Below are 16,114 nucleotides of genomic sequence, written 5' to 3'. Positions count from 1 at the left end.
GCTTATTTTTACTTATTATTAATATTTTACAAAATCATATATTTATACAAATTTGTATACTATACTAAATCATATGATATAGCCATTTCAGCTATTTGGATTGCATTAGTTGCAGCACCTTTTCTTATATTGTCAGCAACAACCCAAAGGTTTACACCATTATCAACACTAAAGTCTCTTCTAATTCTTCCAACAAACACTTCATCTCTATCATCAAATTCTACAGCAGTTGGATATTCATTTTTAGCAGGATTATCAACTACTACAACTCCTGGAGCTTCTTCAAGTGTTTTTACTAAATCTTCTAATTCAAATGGATTATTAAACTCAATGTTTATAGATTCGCTATGACCATTTTTTACTGGAACTCTTACAGTAGTTGCAGTTATTTTTAAGTCGTAGTTATCAAGTATTTTCATAGTTTCGTTTACCATTTTCATTTCTTCCTTAGTATATCCATTTTCAGTAAATGAATCTATATGAGGAAGACAGTTATAAGAAATTTGATGTGGATAGAATCCAGTAGGATTACCAGTCATTCCTTTTTCTAAATCTTCAACCCCTTTAACACCAGAACCAGATACAGCTTGGTAAGTAGAGTAAACAACTCTCTTAATTTTGTATTTGTCATCTAGAGGTTTAAGAGGAACCATAGCTTGTATAGTAGAGCAGTTTGGATTAGCTATTATACCTTTATGTTTTTTTATAGCTTCTGGATTTACCTCAGGAACAACCAAAGGAACATCTGGATTCATTCTCCATTGACTAGAGTTATCTACTACTAAGATTCCATTTGATGCAGCTATTGGAGCATATTTTTCACTAATGCTTCCTCCAGCAGAGAATAATGCTATTTGTATCCCTCTATCAGTAAATGAAGTTTCTTTTAACTCTTCTACTATATATTCTTTACCACAAAACATTACTTTAGAACCAGCAGATTTAGAAGAAGAGAATAAAAATAGATTTTCTATTGGAAAATTTCTTTCTTCTAATACTTTTAAAAATGTTCTACCTACCATTCCAGTAGCACCAACTATTGCCACATTTACTTTTTTCATATTAAATTCACCCCAATTTTTAATTATTAAAACATTATTTGATTTTAGTTATACAAGTAAGATATGTTAATATTTTTATATATCTAAATACTTTAATATTATATTAACAACTTTAATTATATACAAAAAACGTACAAAGGTATACTTTGTACGTCTAGTTTATCACTCAAAGTAAACCTTGTAGCTCACCACCTACACAAATAAGTGACAGTATTACACATCTTATGTGTAATCCCAGAAAATATTATTGCGAGAAATATTTTCTTCGGCTATAAATCCTTTTTCCAATCATTAACGCTTGCCAGCTCCTATTGGATACTCTTATTTACAGCTACCTCTACCCTAGGTTAATAGGATATTAAAATTTGATTATTCTAATAATAATACATATTTTAGAAAAAATCAACTTATTTATAGAAATATTGCTAAAATTTAAATCCAAAATTTGTCAATTCTTGTTTTAAGATATTAAGATTAGCTTCTTCCATTTCAGCTAAAGGAAGTCTTAAATCTCCAACATTAAAACCTAAAATATTCATAGCAGTTTTAACTGGAACTGGATTTACTTCTATAAATAAGGCAGCAATTAAAGCATCCATATCAAGTTGTAATTTTTTAGAGCCTTCAATGTCACCTTCAAAGAATTTAGTTACTAAATCATGAGTTTCTTTAGGACAGATGTTAGCAAGTACAGAGATAACACCACTTCCACCTAATGATAATAGAGGTAATATAGTATCATCATTACCGGAGTATATAGCGAAGTCTTTAGGCACTAATTTAGCTATTTCTGCAACTTGAGCTAAATCTCCACTAGCTTCTTTCACAGCAACTATATTATCTATTTTAGCAAGCTCAGCTACAACAGATGGCTTTATATTTACCTTAGTTCTTCCTGGTACATTATATAAAATAATTGGTAATTTAACGCTTTTTGCTATTGTTTCAAAGTGAAGTTTAAGACCTTTTTCATTAGTCTTATTATAGTAAGGAGTTATGATTAAAAGACCATCCACTCCCAATTTTTCAGCTTCTTGGCTCATATGAACAGACAACATAGTATTGTTTGAACCAGTACCTGCTATAACTGGTATTCTCTTATTGACTTTTTCAACTGTATATTTTATTACAGCAAAAATCTCAGATTCACTCATAGTAGTAGCTTCACCTGTTGTTCCACAAACAACTAATGCATCTGTGTCATTTTCAATATGGTATTCGATTAATTCACCTAACTTTTCAAAGTTGACATTGTTATCCTCCGTAAATGGAGTAACTAAAGCAACAGCAGAACCTTTAAATAACATATAATCAAATCTCCTTTTTTATTTAAATTTAATTTTTTAAGTACAATAATAATTATAGTACAAATTAATTAATTTTAATAGGCATAGTTAATATCTTAACTGTATAAAGTAAGATATTTATATTATATTAATATTAAAAAAATTTTAAATAAATGTTTTATTCTCAAAATATGCATATTAATTTAATAAAATATACCAAAATGGAAATAAAAAATAAATTTTATGCGAATTTAATAACTAATAATTAATATATTTAGGTTATAATAAATATGTGCGTAAAAATAAATAATAAGCATTAACATAGAAAATTTAGGAGGAATAATATGGATACTTTAAAGGAACTTTTTAAAATAGGAAGTGGACCTTCAAGTTCTCATACTATGGGGCCGCAAAGAGCAGCGGAAAGATTTAAAAATGAAAATCCAGATGCAGAAAGTTTTAGAGCAATATTATATGGTAGTTTAGCTGCTACAGGAAAAGGTCACTTAACAGATTATATAATTGAAAAAACTATAGCACCAAAGAAAGTTGAAATCGTTTGGGAAGAAGACATAATAAAAGATTTTCATCCAAATGGAATGAAGTTTGAAGCTTTAGATAAAGATGGAAATGTGACAGCTGAATGGACTGTATATTCTGTTGGTGGAGGAACTATAGCAGAAGAAGGTCAAAGAAACAGTAAAAGCAATAGTATATATCATCTAGACACTATGGATGAAATAGTGAAGTGGTGTAAGGAAAATAATAAAACTTTAGTTGATTTTGTATTAGAATGTGAACCATCTGATATAAAAGACTATATAAAAACTATAAAAGATGCTATGAGAAAATCTATTGATGATGGACTAAGCACAGATGAAGTAATACCAGGTAAATTATTATTAAAAAGAAGAGCAAATAATTTTTATAAAGCGTATCAAGAAGATAAAAGTTTTTCAACACTTGTATATGCATATGCACTGGCAGCTTCAGAGCAAAATGCTTCTGGTAATATAATAGTTACAGCACCAACTTGTGGTTCTGCTGGAGTAATACCAGGAATATTCTTTGCAATGCAAGATTTCTATAAATACGATGATGAAAAAATAATTGAAGCATTACTTGTGGCTGGAATAATCGGAAATATAATAAAAACTAATGCATCAATATCTGGTGCGGAAGTAGGATGTCAAGGTGAGGTTGGAGCAGCTTGTTCGATGGCAGCAGCGGCAGTAGCGTATTTAAAGGGTGGTACTATAGACCATATTGAATATGCAGCAGAAATAGCGCTTGAACATCATCTAGGGATGACTTGTGACCCTGTATATGGATATGTTCAAATTCCATGTATAGAAAGAAATGCAATGGCAGCTCAAAGAGCTTATGATGCAGCTAAGTATGCATTATTAACTGATGGCTCACATTCTGTCTCCTTGGACCAAGTCGTTGAAACAATGAAAGAAACGGGTATTGATATGATGGATAAATACAAAGAAACTGCAAAAGGTGGACTTGCTAAACACTTCTTCTCTTGCTAAAATTAAAAATTTTTTAATAATAATTCCCCTGTTTTGATTTATGAAACAGGGGAATTATTATTAATGGTGAATTATTTAATAATGCAAAATATTTTTATATTCAATTTAGCTTTTTATTTTTAAATATGAAAGTATGTTATATAATATTTTAATTATAAGAGATATAGAAATATTTTTATAATAAATTATAATTTGGAGGAGATTACATGAGAGAGGCATCGTATTTACAAGAACAACTTTATAAGCATAGGAATGCATTAAATCCTATTGCAGAAATTGGAAGAAAAGAGTATAAGACTTCAAAATATATAAGGGATTATCTTGATAAAATAGGAGTTGAATATGAAGTTTACTTAGAAACAGGAATAGTAGGTGTGATAGAAGGTAAAAGACCAAGAAAAGATATAGCTTTCAGAGCTGATATAGACGGTCTTCGTAGTGAAGAAGGTGTAAAACACTTATGTGGTCATGATGGACATGCTACTATATTGCTTGGATTAATTGAGTATTTAAATGATAATAAAGAAGATTTAAATGATAATGTTGTATTTATATTCCAACCAGCAGAAGAAGGGCCAGGTGGAGCAAAAGCATTGATAGATGCAGGTGTGCTTAGAAAATACAATGTTGATGAGATATATGGGCTTCATATATACCCAGAATTACCAGAAGGTTATGTAGGTACAAGAGAAGGATACTTCATGGCTCAAATAGGAGATATTGATATAGAAATAGTGTCTAAAAGTGGACATGGAGCTATGCCACAAAATGGAATTGATGGTATAGTCATAGCTTCAAACTTTATAAGTTCACTTCAAACTATAGTATCAAGAAATATAAGCCCAATAGACAATGCAGTGTTGACTATAGGTAGAATTGAAGGAGGGGCTAGAAGAAATATAATAGCTGAAAATATAAAGATGGAAGGGACTATTAGATGCTTTAGTCCAGAAGTGTATGAGAGAATGAAACTTAGAGTTAAAGAACTTGCTAGAGGCTTTGAATTGTCTTATAACTGTAAGGTAAATATAAATATTATGGATGATTATATAGCTGTTAAAAACGATAAAGACTTGTATAAAGAGTTTGTAGAAGCTGTTGGAAAGGATACGGCTATAGAATTAGACCCACTTATGATATCAGAAGATTTTTCTTACTATCAAAAAGAAGTTCCAGGGCTGTTCTTTATGTTGGGCTCAAGAAATGAGAAAAAAGGATTTGTAAATGGACTTCATAATATAAACTTCAACTTTGATGAAAAGATATGTGTGGATGCACTAAATGTCTATGCAAAATTATTAAAATATAAAAAAGCAATAGATTAAAATATATTAAGCTTTGTAATGAATAAGTTGTAGATAGCTTGAATAAAAAGGCCAATTTTTTTGATAAGATTGTAAATAACATATTATGATAAGGCTATAAATAACATATATTAAAATTATAAATAACACATACTTAGAAAGAATAATTTTAAAAAGTCATAAATTTAAAATACTTAAATTTGAAAACATATGAATTGATAAATACCCCTTACTTATTTGTATAAATTTCTTTTAATTGACAAAAATACAAATAAGAAGGGGTGATTTTTTTGAAAGAAAATATGAAAAGAGAAAAGAAGATAACTAATGGCAAGAATACTAAAATATTGACAAATGATGATATAATGAAATATGAGATAGCCTCAGAACTAGGTCTTATGGACAAAGTTGGAGAACGTGGATGGGCAGGGCTTACAGCTAAAGAAGCTGGAAGAATCGGAGGCATGCTTACATCACGTAAAAAGAGGCTAAGAAAGATTGTGGAGGGGCAGAATAAAAAGGATGAGTCAATATAGTGATTTTGCGTTTGTATATGATGAACTTATGAATGAAGTTGATTATGATGGATGGGTTAAATATATAGAAGATATAATAGATAATGAAGGTGTAAAAGTAAAAAATATATTGGAATTAGCATGTGGTACAGGTAATCTCACAATTCCATTAACTAAAAAGAGCTATGATATAGCTGGGATTGATATATCTGATGAAATGCTTAGTGTAGCAAGAGAAAAGGCAGAAAAAGAAGGCGTAGAGTTAGTTTTACTTCAACAAGATATATCAGAGCTTGACTTTGATATATCCGATTTGGATTGTGTGCTTTGTGCCTGTGATGGATTTAATTATATAACTTATGATGATGATTTAGAAAATGTATTTTCAAAAACGTATGAATTATTAAAGAAAGATGGAATCTTTATATTTGATATAAGTTCATTTTATAAATTAGCCAATATATTAGGAAATAATATGTATGGAGAAAATAGAGAAGATATAGCTTATATGTGGCAAAATTACTTTGATGATGAAGAAAATTTGATTGAAATGGAACTGACATTTTTTATTAAAGATGAAGATGGAAAGTTTGAAAGATTTGAAGAAGTACATCAACAAAGGGCATATACTGAGGATGAAATAGTTGATATGCTTAAAGAATCTGGATTTAGTGATATAAAATCTTATGGAGATTTTACATTTGAAAAACCTAATGAAGAAAGTCAAAGGATATTCTTTGTATGTAAAAAATAAAGATTTTCTTGTTATGTACAAAAAGAAGTGCTATTAATATAAAATATTATTGATAGAGATATAAAATATTATTGGTAAAAATAAAAGAGGCAAAGTTTTCTGTATTAAAAATTAAAGTAATTTAAAGTAGTAATATAGAAAAAAGTAATAATATAGAAAAATAGTATGATTAACAAAGTGTGGAGGAATACAAATGAAAGATTATGTACTAAGAGCGACATCAGGAAATGGTCAAGTTAGAGCATTTGTTGCAACTACTAGAAATACAGTAGAAGAAGCTAGAAGATTACATGAAACTACAAAAGTAGCAACAGCAGCACTTGGCAGGACATTAACAGCAACATCTATAATGGGATTGATGATGAAAAATGACAGTGATAAATTGACTGTAATAATAAAAGGTGGTGGACCAATTGGAACTATCATCGCAACAGCAAATTCTAAGGGAATAGTAAAAGGCTATGTAGGAAATCCTCATGTAGAAGTTGAAGATTATCCAAATGGAAAGTTGAATGTTGCAGCAGCTGTGGGGACAGAAGGTGTTGTAAAAGTTATTAAAGACTTAGGTCTTAGAGAGCCATACAATGGAACTTATCCATTAGTAAGTGGAGAAATTGCAGAAGACTTTACTTACTACTTTGCAGTGTCAGAACAAACTCCATCAGTGGTAGCTTTAGGTGTTCTTACAAAAGAGGATGAAGTTGAGTTTGCTGGAGGATTTATAGTTCAATTAATGCCAGATGCAGAAGAAGAAACTATCGCAAAATTAGAAGAAAATGTAGCTAAATTACCTTCAATAACTAATATGTTAAAGGAAGGAAACTTACCAGAAGATATATTAAATAGAGTTTTAGATGGTTTGGAGCCTAAAGTACTTGATACTTGTGAAGTTGGATTTGAGTGTGAATGTTCAAAGGAAAGAGTAAAAACTGCGTTAGTGGCAATAGGGAAAAAATCTTTGGCTCAAATAATAGAAGAAGATAAACAGGCAGAAGTTGGATGTCAGTTCTGTAATGAGAAATATATGTATAGTGAAGAAGAATTGATTGAAATTTTAAAGGAAATGTAGACTATGAAAATAGTCGTATTTATATAGCAATTAAAGTATAATTTATCAAAAATAGATATATTTATATTAAAAATAAGCTTAATAAATTTTAAGAATTAAGAAGCTTTCTGGCTGTAATGTTTGCAACATTGCAGTTAGAAAGCTTTTTTATTTTATTATAGTTCGTATCAAAGATTGTATGAAACAATAAAATATTGTAAAATAATTTGTATATTTCAACCTATTTGCCACAAAGGTTTATAAGATATTTGAATTGATAAGAAGGAGAAAATTTTAAATATGGAAAATAAAACGAAGCACATAGGAATAAGTATATTAATATTATTAATGATATTTTTAATTGCAAAGAATTTTAATGGAAAACTTGAAATGCCTATTCCTGAAAGTAATAGTAGAAAATTTAAATCGGCAGCAGTATTTTATCCTCAACACCAAGATGATGAGGTCCTATGGGGAGGAAGTGCCATTATTGATGCTATAAAACAGTGTGGCGTTGATAATGTATATGTGGTACTAGTATCAGATGGTTCTGGGGTTAACGTTTTTAGGGCTAATACAAAGTTTAGAAATCTGACCAGAAAGCAAAAAGAAGAGCTTAGGAACAATGAATTTAAGTCAGCATTAAAAGAGCTTGGAGTAAAACCACAAAATATAATTATACTTGCTGATATAGACAAAAAAGAGGGGACACATTATAAGTTAATGGAAAAGACAATATTAGATTTTGAAAATAAATTTAAGGGTGATGTAACTCATATAGCTCATCATTATAAGTACGATGACCATATAATGCATAGAAAAAATGGGGAAGTTTTAAAGAAGCTTAAACGTGAACGTAAGATAAAAGATGACTTGTATTTTATAAAACCAAAATATGTAAAGTACATACCAAGAAATGAAAGAGCCATCTATAAAGCAACTAATTTTAATGACTATAGTAAGGTCAAAAGTGCGTGTTATGAATATAAGGTTGTAAATTCAAAACGAAAAATGTATGGTATAGGGTATATCTCAGCACATAGCTATTTTGAACATCTTTTGGATGACCCTGAACTTACATCTGTGTTAAGTGAAGATTAATTTTTAGTGATTATGAACTTTGTTTAGTTTTTTGTATTAATTCATATTAAATATAAGAATTGCTTGTAAAATAATTAAATATTAGAGTAATTAAATATTAAAACAATTAAACATAAAGTAATCAAACATAAAATAACTAAACATTAAAGCAATTTAATATTAAAGTAATTTAATATTAAATTAATTGAACATAAAGCTATCTTAAAAATATTATTTACTAATGATAAAAAAGTATTTGAGAATAATAAAAATATATTATTATTAAACAAGGTTTAGTATCTCAGTTGTGATTTTAAAAATCATTTTGAGGTACTTTTTTTATCCTCTTAATAAATTTATATGGACTTTTTATATGAAATTTTAAACCCTACAGTATACAAACATGGGATAAGTTACGTGCTATAATTTGCTATAAAAACAATTTAGGAGGATACAGTATGAGTAATGAATTTATAGTTTTAAAAGGATGTAAGGAAAATAATCTAGATAATATTTCATTAAAAATACCAAAAAGAAAAATAACCATATTCACAGGTGTATCTGGTTCTGGAAAATCATCTATTGTTTTTGAAACAATTGCAAAAGAATCACAACGTCAATTAAACGAGAGATTTAGTACTTTTGTAAGAAGTTTTTTACCTAAATATGGAGAAGTTAAAGCTGATTGTATAGAAAATTTATCAACACCAATTATTATAGACCAAAGTAGACTTGGAGGTAATTCAAGGTCAACTTTAGGTACTATCAGGTTATTAAAGATATAAATGAGCCAGAAGCACAACCTCTAATTAAAGGGATACTAGAAAAACTAAATAACATCATAGATATAGGTCTAGGGTATTTAACTTTAGATAGGGAGACATCATCACTATCAGGTGGAGAATCTCAGCGTATAAAGATGGTAAAATATTTAAATAGTAACCTTGTAGATTTGATGTATATTTTTGATGAACCAAGTATAGGTCTTCATCCAAGAGATGTTTATAAATTAAATAATCTTCTAAGAAAATTACGTGATAAAGGAAATACAATTATAGTTGTTGAGCATGACCCAGACGTGATTAAAATTGCAGACCACATTGTAGATGTAGGTCCAAAAGCTGGGAGGTATGGTGGTAAAGTTGTATATGAAGGAAGTTATGAAAAGTTGCTTTCAAGTGGGACATTAACAGGAAATGCCTTAAATAAAGCTCTTTCTATTAAGGAAAATGTAAGAGAACATAGAGGATATTTAGAGGTTAAAAATTGTAATCAAAACAATTTAAAAAATATATCTATAAAGATACCTAAAGGTGTATTAACTTTAGTGACAGGAGTAGCAGGAGCTGGTAAGAGTACATTAATTAAACATGAATTTTTAAAGCAAAATACAAATGCTGTATTAATAGACCAAAGCTCTGTATCAGCTAATTCTAGGTCAAGCTTAGCAACATATAGTGGAATTATGAACGATATAAGAAACATTTTTGCAAAAGCAAATGGTGTTAAAGCGTCTTTGTTTAGTTCAAACTCAGAAGGAGCTTGTGATAATTGTAAAGGGTCTGGAATAGTACAAACAAATCTTGCATTTATGGAAAGTATAAAAAGTACTTGCAATATTTGTGAAGGGAAAAAATTTAAAAAAGAAGTTTTAGAATATAGATTTCAAGGGCAAAATATAATAGAACTTCTTGAAATGTCGGTTTCAGATGCGATTGAATTTTTTAGTTTAAAACAGATTAAAAAGAAATTACAGTGCATTGAAAAAATGGGAATCGGATACCTTACTTTAGGGCAAACTCTAGATACATTATCTGGAGGAGAGTGTCAAAGATTAAAACTTGCTAATGAATTAAATAAGGAAAGTTCAGTGTATATATTAGATGAGCCGACAACTGGGCTTCATATGGCTGACATTGAAAATTTTATAAATATAATTGAAGAGATTGTAGATAATGGAAATACAGTTATCATAATTGAACATAATATAGATGTAATTAAAAGAGCGGATTGGATTATCGATATGGGTCTTGAAGGAGGGACAAAAGGTGGCAAAGTAATCTTTGAAGGAACCCCAAAAGAATTGTCTAACGATAAAATATCACTAACAGCAAAATATATAGTATAATAAATAAAATACAATAAATATAGATGATATATGAGTAAATATAATGGGTATATAATATGATAGTTAAGTTTAACAATAATAAATAATATGATAAATATTCAAATTTAATTAAATATAGTGTCAGAAATCCGTTTAAATAGTAAGTTTTTAACGGTTCTGACATTTTTTATTATTTTTATGAAGATTGACAAAGTAGGATTTTCTATTAGTTACTTTTTAGTGCCTACTTGAAAGTTTGATATTATGACCTTAATATGTAATTTATGGAATAATTTATTTAGTGTGGTACGATGAGAGCTATCACTAAACTATAATTTTATAATTTGAATCTTATTAAGTAAAACTCATAAAAAGGAGTGGAAGTAATGCTAAACGATATGCTAACACTATTATCTGAAAGAAGTGATTTTTTTATAAAACTATCCATCGAACATTTGACAATTTCTATTATTTCTATAGTAATTGCAATTGTTTTAGGTGGTATAATTGGTATCGTTGTAAGTGAATTTCATAAGTCTTCTAAGCCAATATTGGGGACTATTAATTTTCTATACACCATACCATCTATTTCTATGTTGGGTTTTTTGATACCATTCTCTGGAATTGGAAATACTACAGCTGTTATTGCTCTTACTATATATGCATTATTACCTATGGTTAGAAATACATATACTGGAATTACTAATGTAGATAAAAATATTCTTGAAGCAGCGAAAGGTATGGGAAGTACAGACTTTCAGATACTATATAAAATAAAACTTCCGCTAGCCTTACCTGTTATTATGTCTGGTATTAGAAATATGGTTATTATGACAATTGCATTGACTGGTATTGCTTCATTTATAGGTGCTGGTGGTCTGGGTGTAGCTATATATAGAGGAATCACAACAAACAACACAGTAATGACAGTCACTGGAAGTATTCTTATTGCTCTATTGGCTTTGTTATTTGATTTCATTCTAGGATTAGTAGAAAGATTTTTACAAAGAAAAAGAAAAAAGAAAAATAGGAAAAAAGTATTTGCCATTCTAGGAAGTCTTATCCTTATAATAACTATCTTTACATCTTACTTCTTTAATTCTGCAAAGGCTCAAACTATTCATATCGCTACAAAACCAATGACTGAACAATATATTCTTGGTGAAATATTGGATATTTTAATTGAAAAAAATACAGATTTGAAAGTAGAAATTACACAAGGTGTAGGCGGAGGAACATCCAATATTCAGCCAGCTATGGGCAATGGAGAATTTGATATTTATCCAGAGTATACAGGTACAGGCTGGAATATGGTACTGAAGAAAAATGAACTATATACTGAAAATATGTTTGAGAAGTTACAATCTGAATATAAAACTAAACTTAAAATGCAGTGGACTGGTATGTATGGTTTTTCTAATAGTTATGCGTTGGCAGTTAGAAAAGAAATTGCAGATAAATATAAACTAAAGAATATTTCAGATTTAAGAGATATATCTTCTAAATTGACATTTGGTGCAGAGTATGATTTTTATGAAAGAGAAGATGGCTATACTCCACTATGTAATACCTATGACTTACACTTTAAAAACACAGTTGATTTAGATATTGGACTTAAATATCAGGCAATCAATGAGGGGAAAATTGATGTAATGCCTATATTTACAACTGATGGACAGTATAGTGTTTCAGATGTTGTAGTCTTAAATGATGATAAAAGCTTTTATCCATCTTATCAATGTGGAAATGTTATTCGTTCAGAGGTGTTAGAGGAACATCCAGAACTTTCAGCAGTATTCCAGATGGTTAAAAATATTTTAACTGATAAAGAAATGGCTAAATTGAATTATGATGTAGAAAATAATAATTTAGAGCCTAGAGAAGTTGCACGCGAGTTTTTGAATAAAAAGGGACTTTTATAATTGGAGGAAATATAATGACACCTATTATACAATTTAAAAATATTGAAAAACGATATAATGATAAAACAATCATAAATAATCTCAATTTAGATATAGAAAAAGGAGAATTTTTAACTGTTATTGGGTCATCTGGAAGTGGAAAAACAACACTTCTAAAAATGATTAATGGTCTGATTTTGCCAGATGGAGGAGATATTTTAATTAACAAAACAGACATTAAAAATGAGGACTTAATTAAATTAAGAAGAAAAATAGGCTATTGTGTTCAGGGAAGTGTTCTTTTTCCTCATATGACTGTTGAAGAAAACATTTCATATGTGCCAAATCTCCTTAATCGAAAAAATAAGTCAGAAATAAAAAATGCTGTAGATAAATGGATGCAAATCGTGGGATTAGCAAATGATATGAAAACAAGATACCCATCTGAATTATCAGGTGGTCAGCAACAGCGTGTAGGGATTGCACGTGCTTTAGCCTCTTCACCAGAAATCTTATTGATGGATGAACCTTTTGGTGCTGTTGATGAAATTACACGAAAACAGCTACAAAAAGAGATAAAAGAAATTCATAAAAAAACAGGAATTACAATTATCTTTATTACACATGATATTTATGAAGCCTTGATTTTAGGTACAAAAACTTTGGTATTGAATCATGGAGTCATTCAACAATATGATACTCCTGAAAATATCTCAAATGCCCCTGCTAATCAATTTGTAGACCAATTACTGAATGTAAAAAAATCTATAACAAGTTATGATGATTTAAAAGAATAAAGTTAATCTAAAAATTAAATTATGATAATACTAAAAAGCTATTGACCTTGAGTTAACTTTAAGTCGTATACTAAAAATGTAAGAATAGTTAAGCAAGGCATAGGAGGTATTAAATATGGATAGAGAAAAAGATTTAGGTACAGGAGCAGTTTTCCCTATTGGGGAAGAAAACAAAGCATTTGCACAGTATTTTACAGGAGAATGTTATTTAAATATGCTTACTACTACTGGTGTGGGAATCGGGAACGTGACTTTTGCTCCTTCTACAATTAATTCATGGCACATACATCATAAGGGTGGACAGATTTTACTTGTAACTGGAGGTAGAGGATATTATCAAGAGTTTGGCAAACCAGCACAGGAATTGCATGCAGGTGATGTAGTTAATATACCACCAGATGTAAAGCACTGGCATGGAGCTGCACCAGATAGTTGGTTTCAGCATCTAGCTGTAGAAGTCCCAGCAGAGGGAGCTTTTAATGAATGGTTGGAGCCTGTATCTGATGAAGACTATGGCAAACTAAAATAAAACATTTATAAACTTATAAACAATAATGAGTGTATATTAGTTAAAATTACTAAATATACACTTTTTTTATTTTGAATTAATAAAAACTTAAGATAATAATAGTTTTTTAGAAAATAAAATTAGTATAATAAAATGGGGAACCCAATGATTTAATGTGTATAAAAAATATGGAGGAAATAAAATGGAAACTATAATGGTTGTAGAAGATGATATTATGCTTAATAATGGTATATGTTTTAACTTACAAAGTGATGGATTTCGAGTTGTACCAGCATATAGTCTAAAAGAAGCTAAAGAAAAATTTGAGAAAGAAAAAATAGATTTAATGATATTAGATGTAAATCTTCCTGATGGAAATGGATTTGACCTGTGCAAAGAAATAAGAACTAGTTCAAAAGTAGGTATTCTATTTTTGACAGCCTGTGATATGGAATCTGATATTGTAAATGGATTTAAGATAGGAGCAGATGATTACATAACAAAGCCATTTAGTATAAATATATTACTACAAAGAATAAAAGCATTGCTTAGAAGATGTAATATTGAAATGCAAGAAGAGGTCTTATTTGAGGGAGAATTTGAATTTAATTTTGCTAATATGACTGTAAGTAGGAATGGCGAAAATATAATTCTTTCACCCATAGAATATAGAATCGTAAAGAAATTGGTACAACATAAAAATGAAATAGTCACAAGACAAGCATTAATAGATGCCATATGGGACAATGATAGTGAATATATGGAAGAACATGCATTGACTGTAAATATAAATAGATTGAGAAAGAGAATAGACCAGAAGACATCTAAACATAAGTACATAAGAACTATTTATGGAATCGGGTATATGTGGGTTGGTGAACAAGATGGAAAATAATAAAAATTTAAGTAAGAACTATTACAAAAACATTTCTATTATATATTTCATAGTATCATGCCTATCCTTAATAATAATAAGAATGCAAACTAACAAAATTTTATATATGCATCCTGATTTAGCTGAATTTATTGTAAATATTAATTGTATAATTTTAATTTTTATATTTACTATGTTTTTCTTATCACTATTTTTTGTATATAAAATAAGAAAAGACATAGTTGAATTTAGTAGCAATATTATATATAACATAGATGAATTTATATTGGGTAATAAAAATATGCTCTTTGATTTAAATAAAGATACTTTAACTGCCAAAGTTCAAAATAAAATTAAATATATGATAGAGGTTATGGAAGTTAAAAATAGTAAGTATTCAGCGGAAAAAGAAAATATAAAAACTTTGATATCAGATATATCGCATCAAATAAAAATACCAATAGCTAATATATCTATGTATAATGAAACTCTAATGCATAAAGAATTAGATAGAAAGAATCAAGTATTGTTTTTAGAAAACATGCAAAGTCAGGTAAATAAATTGGACTGGTTAGGAAAAGCCCTTATAAAAATTTCTAGATTAGAAACTGGTATTATATCTTTGAATACGACTAAAAGTAGAATAAGTGATACTATTGCAAGCGCATTAAGTGGAGTGTTTTTAAAATTAGAAGAAAAAAATATAGTACTAGAAATTGATTTAGATGATAAAATTGAAGTTTGCCATGATAAAAAATGGACTAGTGAAGCTTTATTTAATATTATAGAAAATGCAGTAAAATATACCCATGAGGGAGGAAAAATAAGTATAAAGGTTGATAAAATGGATATATTCACTAAAATTATCATAAGTGATAATGGAATGGGTGTAGATGAAAGTGAAATAAACAATATATTTAAAAGGTTCTATAGGAGTATAGAAGTTGGAAATATAGAAGGTATTGGAGTGGGATTGTACTTAGCAAGAGAAATTATAAATAAACAGAATGGATATATAAAAGTAGATTCTCAAAAGAATATTGGAACTACGTTTAATGTTTATATGAAAAATTAGACTCAGCATTTATTTAAAATTGAGGATTATAATATATAACTTGAAAATAAAATCAAAAATTCTTAGAAGTAGTGTATATAGTGTTTGTTAGATAACATCATATGCACTATTTTTAGTTTCACTTCAATAAATATCACAAAATATCTCAAAATTGTTATAATTCATATCTAAAATATAACAGTACTGTGAGGATTAGAGAGGTACTTACATGATAATATCTAAGTAAGGAATCAATAAGCATGAAATTTTAATATACAATTAGAAAA

General features: G+C 28.7%; 13 protein-coding genes, 1 pseudogene and 1 riboswitch. Of the genes and pseudogenes, 12 read left to right on the top strand and 2 right to left on the bottom strand.

All coding sequences use genetic code 11. The features are described 5' to 3' along the window. Positions 1-59: 59 nt before the first annotated feature. Positions 60-1,061, bottom strand: coding sequence for an aspartate-semialdehyde dehydrogenase (locus tag KGF36_RS15495; RefSeq protein WP_227433725.1), 1,002 nt, complete (start codon positions 1,059-1,061; stop codon positions 60-62). A 173-nt stretch (positions 1,062-1,234) separates the two neighbouring features. Beyond that, positions 1,235-1,409, bottom strand: a riboswitch (Lysine riboswitch). Positions 1,410-1,486: 77 nt separating this feature from the next. After that, positions 1,487-2,368, bottom strand: a complete 882-nt coding sequence (gene dapA / locus KGF36_RS15490; protein ID WP_227828337.1) for a 4-hydroxy-tetrahydrodipicolinate synthase — start codon at positions 2,366-2,368, stop codon at positions 1,487-1,489. 323 nt (positions 2,369-2,691) lie between these two features. On the opposite strand from dapA, the gene KGF36_RS15485 reads away from it, so the two are divergent. The 12 genes and pseudogenes from KGF36_RS15485 (at position 2,692) to KGF36_RS15430 (ending at position 15,848) form a co-directional block, all read left to right on the top strand. Beyond that, a complete protein-coding gene (locus tag KGF36_RS15485; RefSeq protein WP_227433727.1) occupies positions 2,692-3,885 on the top strand; it encodes an L-serine ammonia-lyase in 1,194 nt (397 codons plus the stop codon). 206 nt (positions 3,886-4,091) lie between these two features. Next, the gene (locus tag KGF36_RS15480) at positions 4,092-5,210 is read left to right on the top strand and encodes an N-acetyldiaminopimelate deacetylase (RefSeq protein WP_227828338.1); all 1,119 of its coding nucleotides are present in this window, start codon (positions 4,092-4,094) and stop codon (positions 5,208-5,210) included. Between the two features lie 281 nt (positions 5,211-5,491). Next, the gene (locus KGF36_RS15475; RefSeq protein WP_227433989.1) at positions 5,492-5,725 is read left to right on the top strand and encodes a small, acid-soluble spore protein, alpha/beta type; all 234 of its coding nucleotides are present in this window, start codon (positions 5,492-5,494) and stop codon (positions 5,723-5,725) included. After that, positions 5,712-6,458, top strand: coding sequence for a class I SAM-dependent methyltransferase (locus KGF36_RS15470; protein ID WP_227828339.1), 747 nt, complete (start codon positions 5,712-5,714; stop codon positions 6,456-6,458). Before KGF36_RS15475 ends, KGF36_RS15470 begins: the two co-directional genes overlap by 14 nt. Before the next feature lie 193 nt (positions 6,459-6,651). Continuing rightward, complete coding sequence (gene hslO, locus KGF36_RS15465) at positions 6,652-7,527, top strand: Hsp33 family molecular chaperone HslO (protein WP_227433730.1); 876 nt, start codon at positions 6,652-6,654, stop codon at positions 7,525-7,527. 279 nt (positions 7,528-7,806) lie between these two features. Then, positions 7,807-8,607 (top strand): PIG-L family deacetylase, encoded by an 801-nt coding sequence (locus KGF36_RS15460; RefSeq protein WP_227828340.1) that lies wholly within the window; start codon positions 7,807-7,809, stop codon positions 8,605-8,607. Positions 8,608-9,044: 437 nt separating this feature from the next. Beyond that, positions 9,045-10,714 (top strand): annotated as a pseudogene (locus KGF36_RS15455) (ATP-binding cassette domain-containing protein). 365 nt (positions 10,715-11,079) lie between these two features. Continuing rightward, the gene (locus tag KGF36_RS15450; RefSeq protein WP_227828341.1) at positions 11,080-12,615 is read left to right on the top strand and encodes a glycine betaine ABC transporter substrate-binding protein; all 1,536 of its coding nucleotides are present in this window, start codon (positions 11,080-11,082) and stop codon (positions 12,613-12,615) included. Between the two features lie 14 nt (positions 12,616-12,629). Then, positions 12,630-13,391: an ABC transporter ATP-binding protein gene (locus KGF36_RS15445; protein ID WP_227828342.1), complete on the top strand. Its 762-nt coding sequence runs from the start codon at positions 12,630-12,632 to the stop codon at positions 13,389-13,391. 115 nt (positions 13,392-13,506) lie between these two features. Then, a complete protein-coding gene (locus tag KGF36_RS15440) occupies positions 13,507-13,920 on the top strand; it encodes a cupin domain-containing protein (RefSeq protein WP_227828343.1) in 414 nt (137 codons plus the stop codon). 181 nt (positions 13,921-14,101) lie between these two features. Further along, complete coding sequence (locus tag KGF36_RS15435) at positions 14,102-14,794, top strand: response regulator transcription factor (protein ID WP_227854839.1); 693 nt, start codon at positions 14,102-14,104, stop codon at positions 14,792-14,794. Further along, positions 14,784-15,848 carry a sensor histidine kinase gene (locus KGF36_RS15430; RefSeq protein WP_227854838.1) on the top strand — a complete coding sequence of 355 codons (1,065 nt, stop codon included), beginning with the start codon at positions 14,784-14,786 and terminating at the stop codon, positions 15,846-15,848. The genes KGF36_RS15435 and KGF36_RS15430 overlap by 11 nt, the downstream gene beginning before the upstream one ends. Positions 15,849-16,114 lie beyond the last annotated feature (266 nt).

It is taken from the genome of Clostridioides sp. ZZV14-6009 (genome assembly GCF_020658095.1).
Classification (GTDB): domain Bacteria; phylum Bacillota; class Clostridia; order Peptostreptococcales; family Peptostreptococcaceae; genus Clostridioides.
Note: the sequence above shows the minus strand (reverse complement) of the source record. Positions and strands in the feature narration are given on the sequence as shown.

Coding starts and splice junctions, on each gene's coding strand:
- KGF36_RS15460 (WP_227828340.1), top strand. CDS start 7,807: ATGGAAAATAAAACGAAGCACATAGGAATAAGTATATTAATATTATTA.
- KGF36_RS15475 (WP_227433989.1), top strand. CDS start 5,492: ATGAAAAGAGAAAAGAAGATAACTAATGGCAAGAATACTAAAATATTG.
- KGF36_RS15480 (WP_227828338.1), top strand. CDS start 4,092: ATGAGAGAGGCATCGTATTTACAAGAACAACTTTATAAGCATAGGAAT.
- KGF36_RS15485 (WP_227433727.1), top strand. CDS start 2,692: ATGGATACTTTAAAGGAACTTTTTAAAATAGGAAGTGGACCTTCAAGT.
- hslO (WP_227433730.1), top strand. CDS start 6,652: ATGAAAGATTATGTACTAAGAGCGACATCAGGAAATGGTCAAGTTAGA.
- KGF36_RS15430 (WP_227854838.1), top strand. CDS start 14,784: ATGGAAAATAATAAAAATTTAAGTAAGAACTATTACAAAAACATTTCT.
- KGF36_RS15440 (WP_227828343.1), top strand. CDS start 13,507: ATGGATAGAGAAAAAGATTTAGGTACAGGAGCAGTTTTCCCTATTGGG.
- KGF36_RS15450 (WP_227828341.1), top strand. CDS start 11,080: ATGCTAAACGATATGCTAACACTATTATCTGAAAGAAGTGATTTTTTT.
- dapA (WP_227828337.1), bottom strand. CDS start 2,368: ATGTTATTTAAAGGTTCTGCTGTTGCTTTAGTTACTCCATTTACGGAG.
- KGF36_RS15495 (WP_227433725.1), bottom strand. CDS start 1,061: ATGAAAAAAGTAAATGTGGCAATAGTTGGTGCTACTGGAATGGTAGGT.
- KGF36_RS15445 (WP_227828342.1), top strand. CDS start 12,630: ATGACACCTATTATACAATTTAAAAATATTGAAAAACGATATAATGAT.
- KGF36_RS15470 (WP_227828339.1), top strand. CDS start 5,712: ATGAGTCAATATAGTGATTTTGCGTTTGTATATGATGAACTTATGAAT.
- KGF36_RS15435 (WP_227854839.1), top strand. CDS start 14,102: ATGGAAACTATAATGGTTGTAGAAGATGATATTATGCTTAATAATGGT.